This is a genomic window from Paenarthrobacter sp. R1, assembly GCF_030264015.1.
GTDB classification, from domain to species: domain Bacteria; phylum Actinomycetota; class Actinomycetes; order Actinomycetales; family Micrococcaceae; genus Arthrobacter; species Arthrobacter ureafaciens.
On record NZ_CP127115.1, the window covers coordinates 4,434,985 to 4,455,647 of the forward strand.

General features: G+C 65.1%; 16 protein-coding genes. 12 read left to right on the top strand and 4 right to left on the bottom strand.

Features of this window, described 5'->3' with window-relative positions; all coding sequences use genetic code 11:
- Positions 1-11: 11 nt before the first annotated feature.
- Positions 12-1,013 carry a phosphate acetyltransferase gene (gene pta, locus QN084_RS24130; protein ID WP_310649534.1) on the top strand — a complete coding sequence of 334 codons (1,002 nt, stop codon included), beginning with the start codon at positions 12-14 and terminating at the stop codon, positions 1,011-1,013.
- Between the two features lie 16 nt (positions 1,014-1,029).
- Here pta and QN084_RS21120 read toward each other — a convergent pair whose 3' ends face one another.
- From QN084_RS21120 to QN084_RS21130, 3 genes are read right to left on the bottom strand one after another with little or no spacing between them, the layout of a single operon-like run.
- Positions 1,030-1,491: a universal stress protein gene (locus QN084_RS21120; RefSeq protein WP_069696463.1), complete on the bottom strand. Its 462-nt coding sequence runs from the start codon at positions 1,489-1,491 to the stop codon at positions 1,030-1,032.
- Between the two features lie 32 nt (positions 1,492-1,523).
- Complete coding sequence (locus QN084_RS21125) at positions 1,524-4,145, bottom strand: cation-translocating P-type ATPase (RefSeq protein ID WP_069696464.1); 2,622 nt, start codon at positions 4,143-4,145, stop codon at positions 1,524-1,526.
- Entirely contained in the window at positions 4,124-4,945 is an 822-nt protein-coding gene (locus QN084_RS21130; protein WP_225740035.1) for a universal stress protein, read from the bottom strand. The genes QN084_RS21125 and QN084_RS21130 overlap by 22 nt, the downstream gene beginning before the upstream one ends.
- A gap of 125 nt (positions 4,946-5,070) precedes the next feature.
- Here QN084_RS21130 and QN084_RS21135 point away from each other — a divergent pair, with 125 nt between their 5' ends.
- The 3 genes from QN084_RS21135 to QN084_RS21145 all read left to right on the top strand — a co-directional run bounded on the left by QN084_RS21135 (position 5,071) and on the right by QN084_RS21145 (position 9,155).
- A complete protein-coding gene (locus QN084_RS21135) occupies positions 5,071-6,222 on the top strand; it encodes an acetate/propionate family kinase (RefSeq protein ID WP_021472168.1) in 1,152 nt (383 codons plus the stop codon).
- A 9-nt stretch (positions 6,223-6,231) separates the two neighbouring features.
- Positions 6,232-8,628 carry a phosphoketolase family protein gene (locus tag QN084_RS21140; protein ID WP_069696465.1) on the top strand — a complete coding sequence of 799 codons (2,397 nt, stop codon included), beginning with the start codon at positions 6,232-6,234 and terminating at the stop codon, positions 8,626-8,628.
- A gap of 65 nt (positions 8,629-8,693) precedes the next feature.
- The gene (locus QN084_RS21145; RefSeq protein ID WP_062096740.1) at positions 8,694-9,155 is read left to right on the top strand and encodes a DUF1003 domain-containing protein; all 462 of its coding nucleotides are present in this window, start codon (positions 8,694-8,696) and stop codon (positions 9,153-9,155) included.
- A gap of 20 nt (positions 9,156-9,175) precedes the next feature.
- Here the strand turns inward: QN084_RS21145 and QN084_RS21150 are convergent, their stop codons facing one another.
- Positions 9,176-9,829 (bottom strand): TetR/AcrR family transcriptional regulator, encoded by a 654-nt coding sequence (locus tag QN084_RS21150; RefSeq protein ID WP_069696466.1) that lies wholly within the window; start codon positions 9,827-9,829, stop codon positions 9,176-9,178.
- A 135-nt stretch (positions 9,830-9,964) separates the two neighbouring features.
- Between QN084_RS21150 and QN084_RS21155 the strand changes: the two genes are divergently transcribed.
- The 8 genes from QN084_RS21155 (at position 9,965) to QN084_RS21190 (ending at position 20,565) form a co-directional block, all read left to right on the top strand.
- Positions 9,965-10,189, top strand: coding sequence for a hypothetical protein (locus QN084_RS21155; protein WP_021472172.1), 225 nt, complete (start codon positions 9,965-9,967; stop codon positions 10,187-10,189).
- A gap of 103 nt (positions 10,190-10,292) precedes the next feature.
- The gene (locus tag QN084_RS21160) at positions 10,293-12,014 is read left to right on the top strand and encodes a sigma-54-dependent Fis family transcriptional regulator (RefSeq protein WP_256869809.1); all 1,722 of its coding nucleotides are present in this window, start codon (positions 10,293-10,295) and stop codon (positions 12,012-12,014) included.
- Between the two features lie 29 nt (positions 12,015-12,043).
- On the top strand, positions 12,044-13,195 hold the full coding sequence (locus QN084_RS21165; RefSeq protein ID WP_259362977.1) for a C-terminal binding protein: 1,152 nt from the start codon (positions 12,044-12,046) through the stop codon (positions 13,193-13,195).
- Positions 13,196-13,249: 54 nt separating this feature from the next.
- Positions 13,250-14,545: an aspartate aminotransferase family protein gene (locus QN084_RS21170; RefSeq protein ID WP_021472175.1), complete on the top strand. Its 1,296-nt coding sequence runs from the start codon at positions 13,250-13,252 to the stop codon at positions 14,543-14,545.
- Positions 14,546-14,547: 2 nt separating this feature from the next.
- Entirely contained in the window at positions 14,548-15,447 is a 900-nt protein-coding gene (locus tag QN084_RS21175) for a fumarylacetoacetate hydrolase family protein (protein WP_069696468.1), read from the top strand.
- A gap of 32 nt (positions 15,448-15,479) precedes the next feature.
- Positions 15,480-17,570 (top strand): hydantoinase/oxoprolinase family protein, encoded by a 2,091-nt coding sequence (locus tag QN084_RS21180; protein WP_069696519.1) that lies wholly within the window; start codon positions 15,480-15,482, stop codon positions 17,568-17,570.
- Positions 17,571-17,572: 2 nt separating this feature from the next.
- Positions 17,573-19,333, top strand: coding sequence for a hydantoinase B/oxoprolinase family protein (locus tag QN084_RS21185; protein WP_069696469.1), 1,761 nt, complete (start codon positions 17,573-17,575; stop codon positions 19,331-19,333).
- Between the two features lie 98 nt (positions 19,334-19,431).
- Positions 19,432-20,565 carry a Gfo/Idh/MocA family protein gene (locus QN084_RS21190; RefSeq protein WP_259362979.1) on the top strand — a complete coding sequence of 378 codons (1,134 nt, stop codon included), beginning with the start codon at positions 19,432-19,434 and terminating at the stop codon, positions 20,563-20,565.
- Positions 20,566-20,663: the final 98 nt, after the last annotated feature.

The following is a 20,663-nucleotide window of genomic DNA, read 5'->3' on the forward strand; positions in this document are numbered from 1 at the left end:
AAGAACTGGCGCTGCCCCGCCCATCCACCATCACCCCGCTGCGCTTCTTCAACGACCTGATTGAACGTGCCCGGCAACGGACAAGCCATGTTGTCCTGGCCGAAGGTGAGGACGTTCGGATCCTGCGGGCAGCCGATATCCTGCGGCGCCGCGACGTCTGCCGGCTGACGCTGCTTGGCAGGCCGGAGGTGGTCAGCGAGCTGGCTGCCACGCAAGGAATCGAACTTGGGGACCTTGCCGTCATTGATCCCGCCACCTCACCTGACCGTGAGCGCTTTGCCCGGGAGTACTGCAAGCTCAGGGCCAACAAGGGCATGATCATGGAACGGGCCCGCGAAATCATGCTTGACGCCGCCTACTTCGGGACGATGATGGTCCGGTTGGGCTGCGCGGACGGCATGGTGTCCGGAGCGGCACACACGACGGCGAACACCATCCGTCCCGCCTTGGAGTTCATCAAGGGAGAAGACCCGCAGGAAGTGGTGTCATCGGTGTTCTTCATGCTGTTCCCGGACAGGGTGATTGTTTACGGCGATTGCGCAGTGGTCCCCGACCCCACAGCCGGGGAGTTGGCCGGGATCGCGATTGCCTCAGCTGAAACGGCGGAACGCTTTGGTGTGGAGCCCAGAGTCGCCATGCTCTCCTATTCCACCGGTGAGTCCGGAGCCGGCACGTCCGTGGACAAAGTCCGTGAAGCAACGGCCCTGGTGAGGGCTTCCCGGCCGGGCCTCCCGGTGGAGGGCCCCATCCAATATGACGCTGCGGTGGACGTCCGGATCGCGAGCACCAAGCTGCCGTCGTCCACAGTGGCAGGGAAGGCGACGGTCTTCATCTTTCCTGACCTGGACACAGGCAACAACACCTATAAGGCCGTTGAGCACTCGGCCGGCGCAATCGCCGTCGGCCCTATTCTTCAAGGCCTGCGCAAGCCCATCAACGATCTTTCCCGGGGGTCCTCGGTGGAGGACATCATCAACACCGTGGCCATCACGGCCGTACAGGCCCAAGGGTGACCGGGCCCAAGGCCCATTAGGGCAGCACGTCGTCCGCCCCTACCAGAAGCACTGGACAGTGGGCATGGGCGGCGCAGGCCCTGCTGACTGAACCGATCGCCTGCCCCAGGAAGCCACCGCCGCCGTGCCGGCCAATGATCAACATCAGGGCGTCGTTGCTTTCCTCCACCAGGACCTTGGCCGGCTCGCCGAACTTGACCGTGACAGTCAGGTCGGCAGGCCGGTTTCCGGCGAAGGCACGGTCCACGGCCTCTTCGGCCATCTGCCTGGCGGTTTCCTCGAGCTCAGAGGTGAACTTGGTCAGTTCCTGCTCAAAGCGCGAGGTCAGGTAGTAGTCGGACATGCCGATGCAGGTGATCACCTCGAGCGGCACGCCAAAAACCGGGGCAACCCGCCCTGCCATGGTCAAGGTATTCGATGAGAATTCCGACCCGTCCACGCCGACGATGATTCTCCGGGGGCTGTTTGGTGAGTTCATGGGACAAGCTTTGTTGCGGTTTTCGGTGCACGCTAGGGCCTAATGGCATGCATCGCCAATGACCGCCCGGCCGGGTGCCTCAGCCTCTTGTACAGCAGGTCGACCGCAAGGACCGCCGGGAAGGCGAGAATGGCGATGTTCCATCCGGCTGGTGTGGGCGGCGCCTGTCCAAGGAGGCCTGCCACCGGAGCCAGGAACAAGAAGACGGCCAGGGCAACGATTTCGCCAGCGACCGCCCACAGCAGCAGGCGGTTCGTGAACCACCCTTGCTGCCAAGGCGGGGTGGTGGCGCTGCGGCAAGCGAATGCCGTGGCCATCTGACCGATGACAACCGCGGCAAAGGCGGCTCCGGAGGCGGTCATGAGAAGGCCGGGGTCTAGGGGTTCACTCCTGGACCAGCCTCCGGAGACCAGCACGGTGGTGAAGGCCGCCATGGAGATGAAGGCCTCCGTGGGCCCCATGATGAGGAATGCCCGGAGCATGAGTTGGCGATCCATGAGGTGCCTCTTTTCCGGCGGCCTCTGGAGCACGCGCTTCCCCGGCGACTCGGCACCGAGCGCGAGTGCGGGAAGGAGGTCCGTGCCGATGTCCAGGGCCAGGATCTGAAGCACGCCCAGGGCCAGGGGGAATTGCCCTCCTGACAGCGCCCAGATCACGAACGGGGCCAGTTCCGCCACGTTGTCGGTGAGGTGGTACGTCAGGAACCGGTGGATGTTGGCATACGTAGCGCGGCCCTGCTCGATCGCGGCAACAATGGTGGCGAAGTGGTCGTCCAGGAGGACGAGGTCCGCGGCTTCACGGGCCACGTCGGTGCCACTGAGGCCCATGGCCACCCCGATGTCGGCCTGCCGCAGGGCCGGGCCGTCGTTGACGCCGTCGCCGGTCATGGCAACCACATGGCCGCGGGATTGCAGCGCCTTGGCGACGCGCAGTTTTTGCTCGGGCGATACCCGGCTGACCACCACCCCATCCCGGTCCAGCAGGGCACCGAGCATCTGCTCGTCCTCCGGAAGATCGGAGCCCTGGACCACCAGGCGGTCCGGGCCCATCAGGCCGATTTCCGCTGCGATGGCGCCGGCGGTCACCGGGTGGTCGCCTGTGATCATCGCAATGCGGATTCCTGCGTGCCGTGCCGTGGCAATGACGTCGCCGACTCCGGCCCGCGGCGGATCATGCAGTCCGATCAGGCCAAGGAACTCCAACTCCTGCTCGGCTTCGGCTGCGCTCCGTCCTAGCCAGTCGGCGGGGGAGCCCGGAAGCTGCCTGCGGGCGGCTGCCATCACCCGCAACCCGCGCAAGGCCATGGCTTCGACCTCGGCGGCCAAGGCCTCGGCATCCACGGAGCTGCACAGTGGAAGGACGGACTCGGGAGCTCCCTTCACGTACAGGACAGGGCCCATGACGGCCGACTCCCTGCGCCGTGCAGCATCGAACGGGAACCTCTTTTCCGGCGGCCTGTCCGTGGATCCCTTCGCGGAAGGGGACCCGGCCTCGGGAAGCCTGCGGGCCAGCACATCCAGTGCCGCTTCCATGGGGTCTCCGGATGAGGTCCATTGGCCATCGTGCAGCACGGCCCGGCCCTGCGATGCGGTGCGCGCGCAGAAGGCAGCTTCGGCGGCCGCAGAGATGGCTTCGCCGCTGACCTGCGCCTCCGGTTCGTAGCCCTCTCCTTCAACCTTCACGGTTCCGGCCGGTGTGAAAACCTCGACGGCGTTCATCCGGTTTTGCGTCAGGGTGCCCGTTTTGTCGGTGCAGATGAACGTCGTGGAGCCCAGTGTCTCAACGGCCTCGAGGTTCCGTACCAGCGCCTGCTTCGCGGCCATTCTTTGTGCGCCCATGGCCAGGGAGAGAGTGACGGTGGGCAGGAGTCCCTCGGGTATGAGGGCCACGGCCACGCCAATGGCAAAAAGAAAGGAGTCGCGCCACTGGATCCCGACCAGGAGGGAGACCACAAAGAACAGCCCCGCAACCGCCAGGGCAACCAGGGCGATGAGCCGCACGATCCTTCGCAGCTCCAGTGTCAGGGGAGTGGGAGGGGATTTGGTGTCACTGGTGAGGGCCGCTATCCCGGCCAGTTTGGTGCGCCCGGCGGTCGCGGTCACCAAACCCTCGGCGTCGCCGTTCACCATGAACGTTCCGCCCCAGCCCTCCTGTCCCGCCGCTTTGTGGATCACCACGCTCTCACCGGTGAGCATTGATTCATCCACCGTGCATCCGACAGCTTCCAGGAACCGGATATCTGCCGGAAGGCGGTCCCCGGCCGCAAGAACCACGACGTCGCCGGGCACGAGTTCGCTGGCATGCACGGTCCGGATCGTGCCGTCGCGGCGAACGCTGACCTCGGCAGGGAGGAGCCGTTGCAGCCGTTCGGCGGCGTGCTGCGCGCGTTCTTGCTGGATGTGGGCGAAGAGGCCGTTGACGATCACCACCACGATGATTGCTATGCATAGTTGCGGCATGCCTGCGATGTAGGCCAGGGCTGCGGCGGCCCACAGCATCAGGGCAAAGAAGTGGGTAAGTTCGGCCAGCAGCCTCCGCCACTGTGCAACCTTCCTGGCAGTCGGCAGCACGTTCGGACCGGTTGCCCGCAGCAGTTCAGCTGCTGCGGTTGAGGTGAGGCCCTCCTTGCCGGTTAGGACAGGATGGTCGGGCATCGGAGATTCAGGAGTATGTGCTGTGCGACCGAACCCACCAGGACGGAGAGTCCGCCCTTGCCCTTACGCCCGATCACCAGCAGTCGGGCACCCCGGGAAGCCTCCGTGAGGGCCTCCGCCGGGGTGTGTACCGGGTCGCTAAGGATCCGCATGCTGATATCCGGGAAGTTCCGGTTCACCCATTCCGCTGATTTCCCGGCCACGTCATCAGGACCTCCGCCGGCGGCGTGCGGATCCACGGCGTGGACAATGATCAGCTCTTCGTTGAGGCGGCGGGCCTCACCGGCGGCCAATTCCAGGGCACCGGCCGCATCCGGTGATCCATCCACGCCAACCACCACGCCCGAAGATTGCCCCGGCGCGTTGTGGGGGATGACAGCCACCGGGCATCGGCTGGTCACGGCCACTTGGAAACTGACGCATCCGAATCCTTCGCCTTCGGTGCCGGGGCCGCGGTCTGTGCCGACCACCATCAGTCCCGCCTTCAGGGACAGCGCAGAGAGCGCCTCGGCAGGTTCTCCGGTGGCAATTGTCGTGGCTGCCTCCAGGTCCGGATACGTCTGGTGGACCCTTCCGGCTTCGCTTCCGAGAAGGTCTTCGGCCCGTTTGAGGGCGAGGGTGTGCTCGTCGGGCACTTGGAAGACCCAGACGGGAAGAACGACGTGAACCAGGGTGAGCCGATCGCCCATGGCGTGTGCCCGCGCGGCCGCCCAGTCTGCCACGAAGCTGCCGGCGACGGAACCGTCGAGCGCAGCCACCACGTGCCTGTTGGAAGGTGCCGTTTGCATCTCCGAAGTCATGATCACCACTATTGACCGGCCGCAATCAGCCCGCAAGGGGCCTAAGGTCCTGACATGGGCCTCTTTCCGGGATAGGGTCTCCCGGAGAGTGCTTTCCTGTCCCAAGGCCCCTGTGGAAGGATCCCATGCGCGTCCTTGTCCTCAATCCGGGCTCCTCATCCTTGAAATACCACCTACGGGATACGGCCTGTACCCCTACCGGCAACGCTGTCCTGCACTCGGGGCAGTTGGAGTGGGCCGATGATCAGGAAGACCGGGGCGGGAGCTTGCGCCGGGTGCTGCAGGAGGTCGAGCGGGACTTTGGCCGACCGGATGCGATCGGGCACCGGGTGGTCCACGGCGGGGAAAGTTACACCTCACCCGTCTCCGTCACCAACGATGTCATCGCGATGATCCGGAGCCTTGGGACGTTGGCCCCGCTCCATAATGCGTCAAGCGCCGATTGCATGGAAGCTGCTGCGGATCTGTGGCCCGGGTTGCCCCAGGTGGCCGTCTTCGACACGTCCTTTCACCGTTCCATCCCCGATTTCGCTTCGAGGTACGCCGTTCCTGAGAATGCCTACATGGCGCACCCCATACGGCGGTACGGCTTTCATGGGATCTCCGTGGAGCTGGCCTGCCGGGATGCCAAGGGCTTCCTGGCGAAACAGACCGGGTCCTTGAATGCGGTAGTGGCCCACATCGGCAACGGCGCGTCGGTGACTGCCGTGAAGGCCGGACGCAGTGTTGACACGTCGATGGGCATGACCCCCTTGGAAGGGCTGGTGATGGGCACGCGATGCGGAGACCTGGATCCGGCACTCGTGCTCCTGATGCTTGGTGAGGGAGCCACAGCCAGCGACGTCGATGACATCCTGAACCATCGTTCCGGGCTCTTGTCCTTGGCGGGAACAGCAGATATGCGCACCATCGCGGCCGGCTTCCATCGAGGCGACCCGGGAGCTGTCCTTGCCGTGCAGGCGTCCAGCTACCGTCTTGCCAAGTACATTGCCGCGTATGCCATGGCGGTCGGAGGCCCGGATGCGGTCATTTTCACGGGGGGAATCGGCGAGAACTCGGCGCTGTACCGGGCAGCCACCCTCGAGTGGCTTCGGCCGCTGGGCTACGCCCTGGATGAGGACGCCAACCGGGATGAGGACGCCAACCAGTCCGATCGAACAGGTATCCGGACCGTCAGTACCACCGCATCCGCTGTTCCTGTTCTGGTCGTACCCAGTGACGAAGAACGGGCCATCGCTGAGTCGACGGCTTCCCTGCTGGGATCCGATAAGAAATGAGGTCATGAGATGGTCGATAGCGCCAGGGATACCGCAGAGGATTTGGAACTGCTCAACAGGTACTGGGCTGCGGCCAACTACCTCACCGTTGCCCAGATCTACCTGCAGGACAACCCGCTCCTGCGCGAACCGCTCCGTCCCGGACACATCAAGCCCAGGCTGCTGGGCCACTGGGGGACCAGTCCCGGGATCTCGTTGATCTACGCCCACCTGAACAGGGTCATCCGGCGCACCGGCGCCCACGTACTTTTCGTGACCGGACCCGGTCACGGAGGTCCCGCCGTCGTGGCCAATACCTATCTGGAGGGCACCTACTCCGAGGTCTATCCGGAGGTGGGGCAGGATCTTCAGGGCTTGCGGCGCCTGGTGAGGCAGTTTTCCACCCCGGGCGGGATTTCCAGCCACGTTGGTCCCGCTACTCCGGGGTCGATCCACGAAGGCGGCGAGCTGGGATATTCGCTCATGCATGCCACCGGCGCCGTGATGGACAACCCGGAGCTGATTGCGGCCTGCGTTGTGGGAGACGGCGAGGCGGAAACCGGGCCCCTGGAGGCCTCGTGGAAGGCGCCGAACTTCCTGAACGCGGCGAGGGACGGGGCGGTGCTGCCCATCCTCCACCTGAACGGATACAAGATCTCAGGCCCCACCGTTCTCGGCTGCCGCACGGATGCCGAGGTCGCGGCGCTTCTTCGGGCCCAGGGGTGGGAGCCGGTGGTGGTCTCCGGTGACGATCCCGGCGCAGTCCACCGCTCGATGGCCGCGGCCATGGACGGGGCTTACGGAAGGATCCGTGGGATCCAGGCCGAGGCCCGGGAACAGGGGGTGACGGGCCCGGCGCGCTGGCCGGCGATCGTCTTGCGGACGCCCAAGGGCTGGACAGGGCCGCGGGAAGTGGACGGCCAACCAGTCGAAGGCTCCTTCCGGTCCCATCAGGTACCGCTCCCGACCGTTCGCGAAAACCCCCGGCACCTTGCCCAGCTGGAGTCCTGGTTGCGGTCCTACCGCCCGGAGAAGCTGTTCGACGACGACGGGCGGCTGGTTGCCGAACTCGCCGCACTGCTGCCTGATGCACCTTTGCGGATGGGCGCGCTTCCGGCGTCGCGGGGAATCGGTGGCGGGGAACTCCCGGTGCCGGATGCGGGCCCGTACGCCGTCGACGCAATGCCCCGTGGCCAGGTGAAGGTCCACAGCACCGCACCGTTCGGGGAGTTGCTCCGGGACACCTATCTACAGACCGCCGATGATCCACGCTTCCGGCTGTTTTGCCCGGATGAGACGAACAGCAACCGGCTCGGAGCAGTGTTCGAAGCCACCGACCGTTGCCTTGTGGTGCCGGAACAGGCGGCCGGGACACTGGAGCACGTCTCGGCGGACGGGAGGGTCATGGAAGTCCTCTCGGAGCATCTCTGCCAAGGGTGGCTGGAAGGGTACCTCCTGACCGGCAGGTACGGCCTGTTTGCCAGTTACGAGGCGTTCGCGATGGTCAGCGCCTCCATGACCATCCAGCATGCCAAGTGGCTTCAGCACTCCCGTGACCTTCCGTGGCGGGCGCCGGTTCCCAGCCTCAACATCCTGCTCACCTCCACGTGCTGGCGGAACGACCACAACGGTTTCAGCCATCAGGGGCCGGGGCTCATCGACTCGGTATTGTCGTTGTCCGGCTCGGTGGTGCGCGTGTACCTGCCCCCGGACGCCAACAGCCTCCTGGCCGTTGGTGAGCATGTGCTGAAGAGCAAGGACTACGTCAACCTGGTGGTCATCGACAAACAGGAGCACCCGCAGTACCTGTCACTCGAGGAAGCCCGCAAGCACGCGGCAGCTGGTGCGTCTGTGTGGGACTGGGCGGGAAACGAATCAGATACGCCTGCCGCGGATGGTCACCGTCCCGACGTCGTACTCGCCTGCGCCGGTGACGTGCCCACGCAAGAGGCGCTGGCAGCCGCCTGGCTGATCCGGCGCCATGTTCCGGAGCTTCGCCTCCGGGTGGTCAATGTCATTGATGCCATGGCGCTGACTCCGCCGGATGTCCATCCACACGGTTTGTCACAGGATGCGTTCGAAGAGCTGTTCACCTCGGACGTGGATGTGGTGATGGCGTGGCACGGCTACGCACGGGCGCTGCATCAGCTGCTCCACGGGCGAACCCGGCCGGAACGTTTCCATGTGCGCGGCTACAACGAACAAGGAACAACCACCACGCCGTTCGACATGGTGGTGTTGAACAAAGTCAGCCGGTACCACCTGGTGATGGAAGCGCTGCGCCGTACACCGCGGAACCTTGCGGGGGCGGAGGACTTGCTCGGGTACTGCGAGTCCATGCTGCGGGCGCACACAACCTACATCCGGGAGCATTTCGAGGACATGCCGGAGGTGAAGGACTGGGCCTGGACCGATCCGGCCAACTAGGGCGTTCGGCGGGACAGGCCCCCGTCATCGTTCCAGGCTGCAGGCACAAAGCCTAAGCTGTGCGCATGACTGATCACCGGATCACGTGGCATGGGGAACATAAAGCAGGACTGACCCGGGGCGAACGGGCCGCAGACATCCTCCGGAACGGTATGGGCAGCTGGACGTTCGTTGGGTTGTTCATCCTGTTCATGGCCGCCTGGGCCGCGGTCAACACCTTCCTGCTCGCAACCCGGGCATGGGATCCTTACCCCTTCATCCTGCTCAACCTGTTCCTGTCCATGCTGGCCGGCCTGCAAGGGGCCATCCTCCTGATCGCAGCCAAGCGCCAGGATGCCATAGCCGCCGCGATGGCCTTGCATGATTTCGAAACGGATGTCCAAGCCAAGATCGAGATAGAACGGCTCATGGCCCTCAATCGCCAACAGCTTGAGATGCTGCAGGGCGTGAGGACTTTGTTGGAGAGGACGCAAGGGATTGGGCCGGACGCCGCGGATGAACCACGTGAGGGTCGCGAAACCGGCTAGGCAGCGGAAGGGAGGCGAAGTCAGTCCGGAAACTTGACCGCGAGAATCGCCCGCGACAACGTCACGGCACGGTCCGCCATCTTTTCGAGTTCGGCGTCTCCGCAGTCGGCAGGTGTCCAGCGGGTGGCCCCTTCGAGCAACGTCATCACCACCCTCACGTGCTCCCCGGCGTCCTCACATCCCATGTCGCGTGCTGCGGCGACATACATCTCCTCATGGAGTGAGAGCCAGTCATCGACCTGGGCGCGCAATTCCGTGGGCAGGATATTCGCCATCCTGTCGGTTGCCACCAGCAGGTCCCAGAGATTGCTCTCGGGGAGCCTGACCTGCCGCGTGAAGTGAAGCCTGACCATGGCATCCCAGAATTCGTCCGCTGTTTTTGCGGGGTCCACGGCTTCGAGTAGTGCTACGCCAAAGCGATGAAAATGCCAGCGGAGAGACTCGGCAACAATCTCGTCCCTGCCTTCGGGGAAATGCGAGTAGAGGCTGGGCGGTTTGACGTTGACGGCGTTGGCGATGGTCCGCATGGACACCGAATTGAAGCCGTGGGCTATGGCGAGTTTCAGGAACGCTTCCAGAATGTTCTGCCGCCCGGCTTTCTGGCCTGCCCAGTTCCACTCTTCCAGGCGGGTCTTGAAGGCCTTACAGGCTACTTCGTAGGAGGTATCGCTCATGGTGCGCAATCCTAACATCCGTTCGTTAGCAAAATCTTATCAAAAGATGTTCCCTAACGTCTGTTAGTTAGGTAAGCTGAAAGTGGCGCGGGACACATGTCCCGTTACTGTGAAAGCGGCGGAGTGGAGCGAACCATGGTCACTGAAAACTCGAGCGTGGGGGCCGCTCACAACACCACCAACATGTTCGGCAGCGGGCTTTCCGGCATGGTTGCCGCGTATATCGGCGCACGTGCGATCGAGGATGAGGCGTACCGGAACGAGGACTGGAGCGCGGAGCGCGTCTTCCGTCCGAAACTGCCTAAATGGCGCCCGCGGAAGACCAGTCCCGGCGAGTCCGGCCCGGCACTGGCTCCCTGACACGCTTACCTGAAAGAGATCTGCCCCGATGTCTGCTGAACTTTTGACCCCTTGGCCGTTGGAGACCCCTCACGAGACGAACCGAGTCCGTGAACTGTTCCTCATGCAACCCCATGCCGACCTGAGCGGCATCCGCCCGATCGTGGCCCGGTCCTGGTACCGCAGCCGTGCTGCGGGAGTGGATGCCTTTGCCGACCGCGGGTTCTATGACGAAGGGCGCGTTGACGAGTACACCATCGCGGCGGCGGGCCCGCACCTGCAAAAACTCGATGAAGTGGCAGCCGATCTGGGCGGCTACGTCAACATCACGGCCCCCAACGGGGTCCTGGTCAAAGCGGACTTCCTGCGTGACGATGGTTTCCCGGCCGGCTATTCCCTGCTGGAGGAAAGCTGCGGCAGCAACGGTGAAGGACTGGCTTTGGAGGAGGGCCGTGGTGTCTGGTTGGCCCCGGAGGAACACTTCCGGGAGGACATGCGCGGAAACTGGTGCTTCGCCTCCTTGGTGCGGGATCCTTTCCACAACCGTGTACGGGCAGTCATAGGCCTCACCCTCCCCGCCAACCGGGTACCCAGCCTGGAGCCGTCCTCTACGCTGCTGATGCTTGAGGGTGTTGCCTCGCGGATCGAGCGGGACATCGAAGTGCGGACCTCGTCCAAGGAAAGGGCGCTCCTGAGTGAGTATCTGAGGGTCTCACGGCGCCGGGGGAACCGGCCTGTGATAGCAGTCGACGGCAAGAATTCCCTGCAGAATGCCGCCGCCACCGCCACCCTGGCAGACAACGATTTCTCGATTATTTCCGGCTACGCCAAGGCAGTCATGTCCTCCGGACGTGACATGAACTGCGAAGTGATGCTTCAAGGCCCTGGGGTGTCCACCCTGGAGATCTCTCCCGTGACCCTGTCCGCGGCCAACGTGGGAGCAATAGTCGTGGTCCGCCCGCATGCACCCGGCAAGGAACAACGGGCAGGCGCCGCGAGGGGCGCCCTGACATTGGAAGCACCGCCGCAGCCCACAGCTGAAAGGCTCCTGAAGCACCTTAACGGCACGAGTACGGAATTCAAGCGCACGCTCAACCTTGCCCGGAAAGCGGTGGACCAAGACCGTTCGGTGGTCCTGATCGGTGAGCTGGGCAGCGGAAAACTACGCCTGGCCAACGCCATCGCATCATTACGCGGCGGCCAGATGGTGGTCGATGCCCGCGGCGGAGACCTGAGGAACCCCAACCTGAGGGACGTCCTGCACCGGGTAGCTACCGAACTTCCGGCCACGCTGATCGTGGAGCACGCCGATGAGCTGTCGCAGAACGAAGCAACGGAGGTTGCACACCATCTGCGGGCTAACTCCAACACCAAACTGATCTTCACCATCACGCGTCCCACGGATGCCACGCTCCTGCTCTCGGAGGCCTTCGACGTCCTTGAGATCTCCGTGGCGCCCCTGCGCAACAGGCGCGAAGACATCCCCCACCTCGCCAAAGCCATCGCCGAGGAACTGGGGGAGAGGCGGCTGTCCCGCAGGCTGATCACCACCCTCACGCATGCTGACTGGCCCCGGAACATCGATCAACTGCGGGCCGTCGTCTCCAATGCCGTTGAACGGGCCGAAGGCGCCGAGGTCACAGCTGACGACCTGCCACAGGGATTCCACCGCATCCTGACGAAGGGCCGGCTCTCCCGCCTTGAGGATGCGGAGCTCAGCGAACTGCGAACGGCGCTCCAGGAAGCAAAGGGCAACCGCAGCCTTGCCGCCGAAACCCTGCAGATCGGACGCTCCACCCTCTATCGCCGCATGGACTACTTCCGCAGCCGCGGTTTCGACCTCTGATCCCTGGACGGGATAACAACCAGCCCTGCTTGAACCGGCCGGCCATCCTCGCGATGGCCGGCTCCTGCACGTGCGGAAGCCTGGCCCTGGGACACGTGTCCCACGGCGGTGTCTCGATCTGGTACGGATCGGCGCCTTGTTCCCGCGTTGTACTGGAAATCACCCGACGCCGGCCGCCCCAAGGAGTGGCCGGCAGCGACCGAGGGTACGACGACGAACAGGACGAACACACTATGACCCGCGATGCCCAGGGAACCATTCTTGTGGCCCCCCACCATTTCCCGGACCTGGACCGCGAGCAAGCGCTCGCGGCGGAGTTCGGTTACACACTCAAGCCGGCGGCAGACACCGAAGCCTTCCGTGAGGCCCTGCCCGAAGCCGACATCGTGATGATCACCCCCTACGCCAAGCTCACTGCCTCGGACTTCCCTTCGATGACCAAATGCCGGGCAGTCATCCGCTACGGAATCGGCTACGACAACATCGACGTTGCCGCAGCAACCGAGGCGGGCATCCCGGTCTCCATCGTCCCCGGTACGGCCTCGGAAGAAGTTGCCTCCCACGCCTTCGCCATGGGCCTGGCACTGGCTCGTCGCCTGCCAGCCGGGAACGCGGCGATCAACAACCTCGGCTGGGCCGGCACCATCGGATACGACACCCCCGTGCTGTCCGAGCTTGAAGTCGGTGTCCTGGGCATGGGCCGCATCGGGCAGCACGTTGCCCGCATGTACGCAGCTGTAGGGGCCCGGGTCCGCGCGTACGATCCGTTCGTTACGGACAGCTTCGTGGACATGGCCGGACTGGAAACCACCCTTGGGAATTCCGACGTCGTCTCCCTCCATCTGCCGCTGAATGAGGACACCGCGAACCTCATCTCCACGGACGTCCTCGCCGCGATGCGCAAAGGCACTGTGATCGTCAACGTGTCCCGCGGTGGCCTCATCGATGAAGTCGCATTGGCCGGGGCGTTGTCCTCGGGGCATATCGCCGGCGCCGGCATCGACACGTTCGCCCAGGAGCCCCTCGGCGCGGACCACCCGCTTCGTTCTGCGCCCAACGCTATCCTCACGCCGCACATCGCCTGGCGTTCAAACCGGTCCACGGGGGCCCTGCAGGACGGTGCCGTGGAACGGGTCCGCCTTGCGCTGACGGGCCAGCCCCTCATTGACCTCGTGAACTGATATGTCCCGTGAGCTGAAAAGACTTGTGAACTGAAAAGACTGGAGAAACCTGAATTGGCAACCACCAACCATCTGGAACAAACGCTTGAGGTGCAGAACCCGGTCGAGGACCCGCACCTGCGCCGGGGACCGCGGGGCTTCCCGCTCTTGCCGGGCGGTTACGGGCGCTCAACCTATTACACCGGCGCTCCGAGCCCCTACGCGATCAAGGGTGAGGGCTACCGGGTGTGGGATGACCGCGGCCGCGAGCTGATCGATGCAAACAACAACTTCACGTCGCTGATCCACGGCAACGCCCACCCCGACATCACCGAGGCCGCCACCAAGGCCCTCTCCAGCGGCGCCAGCTGGGGGATCCCCAACCTTTACGAATGGGAACTGGCGGAACTGTTGCTGGGCCGCCTGCCGGAACTGGACCAGGTGCGGTTCGCGAACTCCGGTACCGAGGCCGTCATGTCGGCCATCCGTATTGCTAGGGCCAGCACCGGACGCGAAAAGGTCATCGTTACCAAGGGCGGTTACCACGGCACCTCCGAGGTTGCCCTGGTTCCCGGCGGTCCTTCCTACCAGCGCGGTGTCACCCGCGGGGTGATCGACGACGTCACTGCGGTGCCGCTGAACGACGTCGAATTCCTGCGTCAGGCGGTTGAATCCGCTCCGGACGCATACGCCGCCATCATCCTGGATCTCTTGCCGAACCGGGCCGGGCTCCTGACGATCAACCAGGAATTCGTCCGCACCGCCCGGGAACTGGCTACCCGCTACGGCCTCGTCCTGATCATCGACGAGGTCATCAGCCTCCGCCTTGGCTACAACGGCTTCAGCGGCGAGTACGGGGTTACTCCGGACTTGCTGACCACGGGAAAGCTCATCGGCGGAGGCTTCCCGGTCGGTGCTGTTTGCGGCAAGGCCGGGCTCATGGCGGAGGTTGACCCGAGCCGTCCCGGGAGCCTGCCGCACGGAGGTACATTCTCCGGCAACCCGGTCAGCATGGCCGCCGGTGCCGTTGCCCTTCGCCTCTATACCCAGGATGAAGTCAAGCGCCTGAACCAGTTGGGCGACACCGCCCGCGAAACGGTGAACTCCCGTGTGGCCGACGCCGGTTGGGAGATCCGTGGCCGTGGCTCACTCCTCCGCGCGGTTCCGGCCGGCGCGGAGAAGGTGGACGAACACACCCAGCACAGCCTGTGGTGGGCCTCCTACGAGCGCGGACTGCTCGGTTCCCCGGCCAACCTGCTGTCCCTGTCCACGCCTATGGACGAGAAAGTGGTGGCCGACATCGCAGACCGCCTGGCCGACGCCGTCCTGGCTGTGGCCTCGCAGGCTCCCGCGACGGAAGGTGCCAAGTAGCCATGAAGATCGTTTCCTATGAACACGAATCCGGCATCCGCGGCGGTGTGCTGATCGAGGACACCGTCTACGACCTGGAGCTGCTCCTGCAGGGTTCCGGCCAGGCAGTGCACGGAGCCACCACGTCCGTCCGGGAATTTCTGGAACTGTATGGCGACCGGCTCGAGGCCGTGTCAGCCGAAGTCAGCGCCCTGGCCGGCCACGACCCGGAAGCCCATGTGGGGGCCAGGGCCGGTGTACGCCTGACCACACCCGTACCGGACCCCTCCAAGGTGCTGTGCATCGGACTGAACTACAAGGACCACGTCGCAGAGACAGGCCGTGCGTTCCCCGAGTACCCGGACGTTTTCGCCAAGTTCGCGTCCACCATGGTGGGGCCCGACGACGACATCGGCGGCGCCAGGGTCAGCGAAAACCTCGATTTTGAAGGTGAGCTCGCCGTGGTGATCGGTCGCAGGGCCAGCGAAGTTTCCGAAGAAGAAGCACTCGGCTACGTAGCCGCAGTGGCCCCGCTGAACGATGTCACCGCCCGGGACCTGCAATACCGCGGCACGCAGTGGCTGGCAGGCAAGGCCATTGACGGGTCAACCCCGTGGGGTCCTGCACTGGTCACCCTGGACGAAGTGGGCGATCCCCAGAACCTGGAGTTGGCCACCCGCGTCAACGGCATCGAAGTGCAACGGGCCAACACCAGCCACCAGATCTTCCCGATCGCGCGGATCGTCTCCTACCTCTCGGGTTTCCTCACCCTGGAACCGGGCGACGTCATTGCCACGGGAACTCCGCAGGGCATCGGTGCCAAGCGGAACCCGCCTGTCTGGCTGGAACCGGGAGACACGGTGGAAATCGACATCGAGAACGTGGGACTGCTCCGAAACACCGTCGGCAAGCCCCAGCCCTAACCCCTGCAAACTCTACGAAAGTTATGAAGACCATGAGTGATGTACAAACACAACCAGGTGAGGCCAGGTATCGGATCGCCGTCGACACCGGCGGTACCTTTACCGACGTCGTGGTCGGTTCCAACAGCGGTGACATGGCCGTCGGCAAGGCGCTGACCACCTACGACCGCGTGTTCACCGGCTTCGAAGCCTCGGTTCGCCGCGCGGCTGAATCGGTCGGCTGGAGCGGCGACGACGTGCTCCGCAACGCAGACGTGATTGTCTACGGCACCACCCACGCCACCAACGCAGTGCTCACGGGCAAGGTCGCCAAGACTGCGCTGCTGACCACGGACGGTTTCGCAGACACCCTGTTGCTCCGCGAAGGTGGCCGTCGTGATGCCTTCGATTCCAAGGCTGCCTACCCGCCGCCGTACATTCCCCGCCACCTGACCTTCGAAATTACCGAACGAATCTCCGCCGAGGGCGACGTCCTGGTGCCCTTGGACGAGGAGCAGGTCCGCGAGGCCCTCGCTTCCTTCAAGGAACAAGGGATCGAAGCCGTCGCCGTCTCCTTCCTGTGGTCGATCATCAACGACGTCCACGAAAAGCGGGTTGCCGAACTGATCCACGAGATCCTTCCCGGGGTTCCCTACACGCTCTCCAACGAGGCCAACCCCACCATCCGCGAATACCGCCGCTCCTCGGCAGCCTCGATCGACGCCTCCCTGAAGCCGTTGATGGCCGACCATTTGGGCAAGTTGCGCGCAGACCTGCAGGAGTACGGTTTTGCAGGCGATCTGCTGGTGGTCACCTCCGAGGGCGCTGTCCTTGACGTCGCGGATGTCCTTGACCGTCCGGTCCTGCTGCTGAACTCCGGCCCGTCCATGGCGCCCCTGGTGGGGGCCGCGGCGGCCCCGGACCGCGACACCGTGGTGGTCTGCGACATGGGCGGCACAACCTTCGACGTCTCCCTGGTGGAGGAAGGCGTGGTTCGCCACACCCGCGAGGCATGGCTGGGCGAACCCTTCGTCGGCCACCTCACAGGCCTGTCGTCCGTTGCCGTGTCCAGCATCGGCGCCGGCGGCGGCAGCATCGCATGGATCGACGGCGGCGGCCTCCTCCGCGTAGGACCGCAAAGTGCGCGAAGCACGCCCGGCCCCGCAGCCTACGGCCGCGGCGGTGAAGAACCGACCGTCACCGATGCGTGCGTGGCACTGGGCTACCTCGACGCCGACGGTTTCGAGGGTGGCTTCACCCTCGACCGTGAAGCTGCCATCAAGGCAATCGACACCCGCATCGCCGGTCCATTGCAGATGGACACGCTGCAGGCCGCCCAAGCGATCCTGGATGTCTCCGCCAACCACATGGCCACAGCCATCCGGCAAGCGTCCTTGGAACAGGGTGTGGACCCACGCGGTGCCCTGATCGTTGCAGGTGGTGGCGCCGGTGCCATGGTCGCGGCTGCCATCGGAAGGCTCCTCGAAGCCGACATCGTCCTCATCCCGGCCACCGCCGGCGTCCTGGCCGCCTACGGCGCCCACAGGGCACCCATCGCCACCGAATTCCTCTCTCCGCTGCACAACGACACCCGCAGTTTCGACGCCGGTTCGGCCTCCCGCGCTGTGGAGGACCTGACAGCCAAGGCTGAGCTCTTTGTGAAGCGCTTCGACGGCGTAGGCGAAGCGCCCAAGGTCACCTACTTCGTGGATGCCCGGTACCCCGGCCAGGCCTGGGACCTCCGCGTCTACCTCGACGCCGCCCCGGACACCTCCGGTGATGCGGCAGGCATCATCGAGCGCGCCTTCCACGAAGAGCACGACCGCCGCAACGGCACCCACGATCCGGACAGCCGCGTGGAGATCATCACATGGGGCGTCCGCGTGGAAATCCCGCGTCCGGAGCACACCAAGTCCGAAGGCGAACTCAGCCGCACCGCGGAAATCCACCGTACGGATGACATCGTCTTTGGCGGCGAACCCTTCAGCACCCAGCGCTACCGCGGCGTGACACTCGCTCCCCGCGACAAGATCGTGGGACCGGCCGTCATCGACCAGCCCACCACCACCATCGTCGTACCGCCGGAATGGGACGCGACGCTCGATGAACGATCCAACATCTACCTCACCCGTAAGGAGGCGTAACCGTGACCCGCGAATTCGATCCCGTAAAGCTCTCGGTCCTTGCCAACGCATTCGACGGCATTGTCCGCGAGATGACCAGCGGCCTGCTCCGCTCCGCCCGCTCTTCGGTCATCAACACGGCCCGCGACTTCTCCTGCGCCGTGCTGACCGCGGACAACCAGCTGCTCGCCGCAGCCGAAGGCGTGCCGGTGCACGTCTTCGGTGCCGGCCCGCTGGGCGAGGACATGGTTGAACTGCACAAGGACATCCGCGAAGGCGACGCGTTCCTGCACAACGACCCCTACATGGGTAACTCCCACGCAGCCGACCACGTGATCCTGGTGCCCATCTTCATCCAGGGCCGCCACCTCTTCACCGCCGTGACCAAGGCCCACCAGGCCGACTGCGGCAACTCGCTTCCCACCACGTTCTTCGCCACCGCGCGGGACGTGTACGAGGAAGGCGCGTTGATCTTCCCCTGCGTGCGGATCCAACGCGACTACACGGACATCGACGACATCATCCGCATGTGCCGCTCCCGCATCCGTGTTCCCGACCAGTGGTACGGCGACTACCTGGCGTCCGTCGGCGCCTCGCGTATTGCCGAACGCCGCATTCACGAACTCGCTGAGAAGTTCGGCGTGGATGACCTGGTGGACTTCGTGGATGCCTGGTTCGACTACTCCGAGCGGCTGACCGCCAGCGCGATCGAGAAGCTGCCCGAGTACATCCTCCACGGCACCTCCGCCCACGATCCTTTCCCCGGCACAGGCCCTGGCGGTGTGCAGCTCCAGGCAACCCTGGAGGTCAAGCCCAAGCAGGGCAAAGTCGTGATCGACCTGCGCAACAACCCGGACAACCTGCCCAACGGCCTGAACCTGACCAAGGCAACGGCAACCGGCGCGGCACTGGCCGGCATTCTTTCCGGCATCCCGGAAAACCTGCCGAGCAACGCCGGAACTTTCCGCCGCGTTGAAGTGCTGCTGCGCGACGGCTGCGCCGTCGGAGTTCCCAAGCACCCCTACTCCTGCTCCTCGGGCACCACCAACCTGGCAGACCGCGTCGTCAACATCGTCCAGGCCGCCTTCTCCCAGATCGACGACGGCTACGGAACTGCCGAAGGTGCTGCCGGACAGGCGCCGGCCAAGTCGGTGATCTCCGGAACGGACGAACGCAACGGCAACGCCTACGTGAACCAGATCCTGGTAGGCGGCGTCGGCGGTCCGGCCACCCCGTACGTTGACGGCTGGCCCACCTACCAGCGTCCCGTCTGCGGGGCCCTCCTCTACCACGACAGCGTGGAAGTGGACGAGCAGCGCTACCCGATCCTCGTCCACGAACGCACACTGGTCGCAGACTCCGGCGGAGCCGGCCGCCAGCGCGGCGGCCTGGCAACCCGCGTCACCATGGAACCCCGCGGTGAAAGCGTCACCCTCACCTACGGCATCGAAGGCAAGATCAACCCGCCGAAGGGCGTCCGCGGCGGCCACGATGGCGCCGGGCCCTCCGCCTGGGTGGAAGACCTCAAGACCGGCGAACGCCGGGAGATCCCCGTGGTGGGCCGCTACGACCTGCAGTCGGGCGAGAAAGTCGTGTCCATCACCCCCGGCGGTGGCGGCTACGGCGACCCGCTGGAGCGCGACGTCCTGGCAGTCCTCGACGACTACCGCGAATCCCGGATCACGCTCGACGCTGCAGCAGCCGATTACGGCGTGGTCATCACAGGCGGGGCCGTGGACGAGGCCGCCACGGCCAAGGCACGCCAGGAGCGCCTGGCCGTTTAGCCACCCACCCGGCCACCGGCCACAGCGCTATAGCCACACGTCCCGGGGCGGGGTATCCTCGCCCCGGGATGTTCCAACAAGCACTAACGGAGATTCACATGGAACCCATTCGAGTCGGCATCATCGGCGTCGGAAACGTCCTCAACCAGTACCTTGACAAGATCGGCGTCCACCCCGACGTCGCCGTCGTGGCACTCGCGGACGTGAACGCCGAGGCGGTCAGGAAGCGCGCTGCCGAATACGATGTCCCCAAGGCCCTCACTCCCGACGAGTTGCTGGCCGATGAGGAGGTGGAACTTGTCCTCAACCTCACGCCGCCCAAGCTTCATGCGCCCGTCACGCTCCAAGCGATCGCGGCCGGCAAGCACGTCCTCTCCGAGAAACCCTTCGCAACGTCCCTTGAGGAAGCAAGGCAGATCCTGGCTGCAGCACGGGAAGCCGGGGTCAAGGTGGGTTCCGCACCCACCACGTTCCTGGGCTCCGGGATGCAGACCAGCCGCAAGCTGATCGACGACGGCTGGATCGGCACGCCGGTGGCAGCTTTCGCGTCCTTCGCCTGCCGCGGCTACGAGCACTGGCACCCGAACGTCGACCCCTTCTACAGCCCCGGAGTCGGCCCCATGCTGGACATCGGACCGTACCTGATCACCAACCTGGTGAACTTCTTCGGCCCTGTGTCGCGCGTCTCCGCGACCACGCCGCGTTCGTCCGGGACGCGTCCCCGTCCGGGCAAGGATGGGGAAGTCATCCGGATCCAGACCCCGACCCACGTCACGGGAACCATTGACTTCGAGTCCGGCGCTGCCGCCACCGTGATCGTCAGCTGGGACATCTGGAACCACAACCTGCCGCATCTGGAGGTCTACGGCACCGGCGGCTCGCTGGCAGCGCCGAACCCGGACCACTTCTCCGGGGCTCCCGTGCTGCGCCGCGGCGAGCCGGGGGATCTCGCGCTGGACATGACGCCTCCCGGCGGTGGTGACTGGCGCGAAACGCCCATCACCCACCGTGACGATGCCTACCGCGGCATCGGGCTGGCAGAATTCGGCTACGCCATCCGCAACGGCGTGGAACCCCGGACGGGCGGCGACTTCGCCTACCACGTCCTGGAAGTGCTCTTGGCCTTTGAAGCCTCCTCGGAGCAGGGCAAGCACATAGATATCGAGAGCACCTGCGTGCGGCCCCGGCCGCTGCCCTCGGTTGGCCCGCAGGAGCCGTACCGGTTCGACTAGAGGCCAGGCAGAACAGCGGCCGACGGCGGTACTCGCGTGCCGCCGTCGACCGCTGTTTTGCGTGTCCGGGGCAGTAGGGGGCTGCGTCCCAAAGTGGG

Excerpts from the sequence above, each read along its gene's own strand:
- QN084_RS21160 (WP_256869809.1), top strand. The coding sequence starts at position 10,293 with ATGCAACCCCATGCCGACCTGAGCGGCATCCGCCCGATCGTGGCCCGG.
- QN084_RS21180 (WP_069696519.1), top strand. The coding sequence starts at position 15,480 with ATGAGTGATGTACAAACACAACCAGGTGAGGCCAGGTATCGGATCGCC.
- QN084_RS21175 (WP_069696468.1), top strand. The coding sequence starts at position 14,548 with ATGAAGATCGTTTCCTATGAACACGAATCCGGCATCCGCGGCGGTGTG.
- QN084_RS21120 (WP_069696463.1), bottom strand. The coding sequence starts at position 1,491 with ATGAACTCACCAAACAGCCCCCGGAGAATCATCGTCGGCGTGGACGGG.
- QN084_RS21125 (WP_069696464.1), bottom strand. The coding sequence starts at position 4,145 with ATGCCCGACCATCCTGTCCTAACCGGCAAGGAGGGCCTCACCTCAACC.
- QN084_RS21135 (WP_021472168.1), top strand. The coding sequence starts at position 5,071 with ATGCGCGTCCTTGTCCTCAATCCGGGCTCCTCATCCTTGAAATACCAC.
- QN084_RS21130 (WP_225740035.1), bottom strand. The coding sequence starts at position 4,945 with ATGACTTCGGAGATGCAAACGGCACCTTCCAACAGGCACGTGGTGGCT.
- QN084_RS21190 (WP_259362979.1), top strand. The coding sequence starts at position 19,432 with ATGGAACCCATTCGAGTCGGCATCATCGGCGTCGGAAACGTCCTCAAC.
- QN084_RS21140 (WP_069696465.1), top strand. The coding sequence starts at position 6,232 with ATGGTCGATAGCGCCAGGGATACCGCAGAGGATTTGGAACTGCTCAAC.
- QN084_RS21145 (WP_062096740.1), top strand. The coding sequence starts at position 8,694 with ATGACTGATCACCGGATCACGTGGCATGGGGAACATAAAGCAGGACTG.
- QN084_RS21155 (WP_021472172.1), top strand. The coding sequence starts at position 9,965 with ATGGTCACTGAAAACTCGAGCGTGGGGGCCGCTCACAACACCACCAAC.
- QN084_RS21150 (WP_069696466.1), bottom strand. The coding sequence starts at position 9,829 with ATGAGCGATACCTCCTACGAAGTAGCCTGTAAGGCCTTCAAGACCCGC.